This window comes from Micromonospora sp. DT44 (assembly GCF_049841635.1).
Classification (GTDB): Bacteria; Actinomycetota; Actinomycetes; order Mycobacteriales; family Micromonosporaceae; genus Micromonospora.
On sequence record NZ_JBNCKS010000049.1, the window covers coordinates 46,051 to 49,841 of the forward strand.

At 70.3% G+C, this 3,791-nt stretch carries 2 protein-coding genes; both read right to left on the minus strand.

What is annotated here, in order from left to right; genetic code table 11:
- Window positions 1-113 precede the first annotated feature (113 nt).
- Entirely contained in the window at window positions 114-2,213 is a 2,100-nt protein-coding gene (locus tag ACLQ25_RS25130; RefSeq protein WP_425733250.1) for a PQQ-dependent sugar dehydrogenase, read from the minus strand.
- A 20-nt stretch (window positions 2,214-2,233) separates the two neighbouring features.
- Window positions 2,234-3,208: a sugar phosphate isomerase/epimerase family protein gene (locus ACLQ25_RS25135; RefSeq protein ID WP_425733251.1), complete on the minus strand. Its 975-nt coding sequence runs from the start codon at window positions 3,206-3,208 to the stop codon at window positions 2,234-2,236.
- Between the last annotated feature and the right edge of the window lie 583 nt (window positions 3,209-3,791).

A 3,791-nucleotide genomic window follows, 5' to 3' on the forward strand; every position in this document is an offset into this window, starting at 1 on the left:
GCGCTCGCTTCCCCCCTATCGTGGTGCCCTGGGGGTCCCCGGCCCCGGCCCCCATGGGGCGGGGGGGCCCCCCGTAATATTCCCGGGCCCCCGCCGCCGTCACTGTCGACAGGTCAGCCGGCCAGGCCGGCCACCGGCGTGGGATCGAGCACCACGGTCGCCGTGGCGCTCTGCGGCGGCACGCCCGGCTCCGTCGGCGCGTCGGTGTACTCCGCGACGAACACCGCGGTCAGGTTGTCCGCGCCGCTGTGCCCACCGTCGAGGAAGGTGGGGATGGTGCCGGAGCACCCGGTCGCCGTGGAGAGCGGGTGCCCGTGCTCATCGTGGCCGAGCACGTAGGTGACCTTCACCCGCGAGCAGTCCACCGGAAGGTCGTCGGTGACCTTGATTTCGTACGCGACCGTCTGCCCGAACTGGAAGGGCTGCCCGGCCACCGGGGCGACGAACTCGATGACCGGCGCGGTCGGCCCGACCACCAGCGGCAAGGTCGCCGAGGCCGAGCGTCCGGTGCGGTCGGTCACCTTCAGTGTCGGCGTGTACGACCCGTTCTCCTGGAACGTCCACGTCGGATTGGGGTTGGTGCTGTCCACCGAGCCGTCCGCGTCGAAGTCCCACGCGTAGCTCAGCTTGTCGCCGTCCGGGTCGGTGGTGCCGGCGCTGGAGAACGCGACGGTCAGCGGGGCCTGCCCGACGGTCGGCGTACCGCTGATCTTCGGGATCGGCGTCCGGTTGCCCCTGACGAAGTCGATCCGGGACAACTGCGCGTCCGGGTTCTCGGCGAAGTAGCCGTCGCCGTACTCCAGCACGTAGAGCGCGCCGTCCGGACCGAACTCCATGTCCATCGGGTTGTCCACCACGATCGACGGCGCCACCGGCCGGATGTCCGTGACGTCGCCGTCGGAGTCGAGGCGGAACTCCTTGATGTAGTCCCGGGTCCACTCGTAGAACAGCGGCACCCCGTCGTAGTAGGCCGGCCACCGGGTACGGGACGTGCTGGTCCCGTCGTAGTCGTACGCCGGGCCGCCCATCGGGGCGATGCCGCCGGTGCCCAGTTGCGGGAACTCGGCCGAGGCGGCCGCCGAGTACCAGACCTGCGGGGCCTCGACCGGCGGCAGCACGCGCTTGCCCGTGTTGTGCGGTGAGTCGTTGACCGGGCGCTTGCAGTTGAACTTCGGACCGGACACGCCGGTGGCGAAGTCGTAGTCGCGGTAGGCGATGGTCGGCGTCACGCAGTACGGCCAGCCGTAGTTCGCCGGCTTGTCGATGACCATCCACCGACCGTGGCCGGCGGGCCCGCGCTCCGGGTTCGCCGTGGAGGCGTCGGGGGAGTAGTCGCCCACGTACACGTCGTCGGTGCGCCTGTCGACCGCGAAGCGGAAAGCGTTGCGCAGCCCCATCGCGTAGATCTCCGGTCGGGTCTGCGCGGTGCCCGGCTTGAACAGGTTGCCCTCCGGGACCGTGTATCCGCCACCGGCCTTCACTTTGATGCGCAGGAGCTTGCCGCGCAGGTCGTTGGTGTTGGCCGCGGTGCGCTGGGCGTCGTACGCCGGGTTCCGGTCGGCCCGCTCGTCGATCGGGACGTAGCCGTCGGAGGCGAACGGGTTGGTGTCGTCACCGGTCGACAGGTACAGGTTGCCCTTGCTGTCGAAGTCGATCTGGCCGCCGACGTGGCAGCAGATCCCCCGGTCGGTCGGCACGTCGATGATCTGCTGCTCGCTGGCGAGGTTGAGCTTCATCCCCTCCAGCTTGAACCGGGACAGCCGCAGCGCGCCCTTGAACCGCTGCCAGTCCGCCGCGGTGCCGACCTCGGGCGCGTCCCCCTCGTTGACGTCCGGCGTGGCCGGGTCGTCCACCGGGGTGTCCATGGGCGGGGAGTAGTACAGGTACACCCACTTGTTCTGGGCGAAGTTCGGGTCGATCGCGATGCCCTGCAACCCCTCCTCGTCGTGCTGGTACACGTCGATGTCGGCGGCGAGGGTGTTGAGCCCGGTGCGCGGGTCGTGGATGCGTACCTCGCCGGTCCGGGAGGTGTGCAGCACCCGCAGGTCGGGCAGGACGGCGAGGCTCATCGGCTCGCCCGGGAAGTCGTTCAGCGTCACCTTCTGGAAGCTGCTGTCCGGTGGCGGAGCCGGCGCGGCGGTCGCCGCCGTCGTCGGCGCGACCAGGCCGGCGGTCACCAGGAGCAGGGCGGACGCGAATGCGGTCCTGTTCATCAAGTAGTCCTTCACGGTGCTCAGTACCGGAGTGAGGCGAGATAGTCGAAGCCGACCCGGGCGGTCTCGATGGCGTCGGCGGGCACCCGCGGCGAGGTGCCGGCGTCATCGCGTTCCACGATGTACTCCTCGATGCCCGCCTCCCGCTCATGCGCGAAGATGCGGCCGAAGTCGATGACACCGTTGCCGAGGTCGGCGAAGCCACCCTCGACGTCCAGGTCCTTGACGTGCACCTGACGGATCCGCCCTCGGTTCTCCCGGATGACGTCGACCGGGTCGTGCGCTCCGCGCCAGGTCCAGTAGAGGTCCAGCTCGAAGTGGACCAGCCGGGGATCGGTCTGCCTGGTGAGGATCTCGAAGCCGGTCGAGCCGTCGGTCAGCGGCACGAACTCCAGCTGGTGGTTGTGGTAGCCGAAGTCGAGACCGGCGCGCTCGGCGAGTCGGCCGGCCTGGTTGAGGTCCCGGGCCAGGGCCCGGTAGATGGCCGGGTCCCGGTACGGGCGGCCCTCGGCGTCCCGCCCGAAGTACGGGTGCACGATCTTCTTGCAGCCCAACGTGTTGGCATCGGCGAGGGCACGTTCCCAGGTGGCGGCGTCGAACGGCTGGGGGATGCCGGTGTGCCCGGAGGTGGCACGCAACCCCGCGGCGTCGAGCGCGGCACGGAACTCCGCGGCCGTACGCCCGACGAAGCCGGCGTGCTCGACCCGCCGGTAGCCGATGCGGCGCAGGGCGGTGAGGGTGCCCGGCAGGTCGGCGGCGAGCTGGTCGCGCAGGGTGTAGAGCTGGATGCTGATGCGGTCCACCGGCACCCGACGCCGACCGTGGGACTGGCCCGCGGCGGCGGTGTCACCGGCGGGCGCCGCGCTGGCCGGGCCGGCGAGAATCCCGGCGGCGCCGACGGCTGCGGCGGAGACGGTCGCGGCGCGGAGCAGTCCGCGCCGGCTGACCGGCTCGGAGGCCACGGTCGACTCCGAGCGGTTGGCCTGGTGATCCATGGTGGTGGTTCCTCCCTGACGGATGGCGTGCCGTCGGTAGCGGTCAACCGGCTGCCCGCACCGGGACGCGCCGAACCGGCCGGAGATGTGCTCCGGCGTGGACGGTGTGGACGACGCGTTATTCCGCGGTCGGCGACCCTGTGGGCGGACCGCGGCCGACCCCGGCAGGGGCGGCAGGCAGGCCGATCGACGAATGGGCAACCCTCTATCTGAAAAGCGACCCTACCCTTGACTCCGGACAAAGGCAAAGCTCCCTCGCGATCAGCAGAAGTTTCGCTCCACCTGACAAAAGTCCGCCCACCAGGTGCGCGACCGCAGGATCAACGCCCGCCCCCGCCGCGCCGATCTTGCACTTTCTGCGCCGACATACCGGGCGTACCGGCTCCTAACGGCAATCGAAAGTGCAAGATCGGCGGGAAGGTGCCGCGTTGTGTCCGGCTCGCCCACCGCCACGTGGAGCCGGGGTGGGCCAGACCTTGGTCGGCGACGTGATCGCGCTCGATCCAGGAGCTTGTCTCATCCTGTTTGGGCTGTTCAGGGGGGATTGACAGGCTGCGTGGAGTAGTCGCGGTGCTGGTCAGGG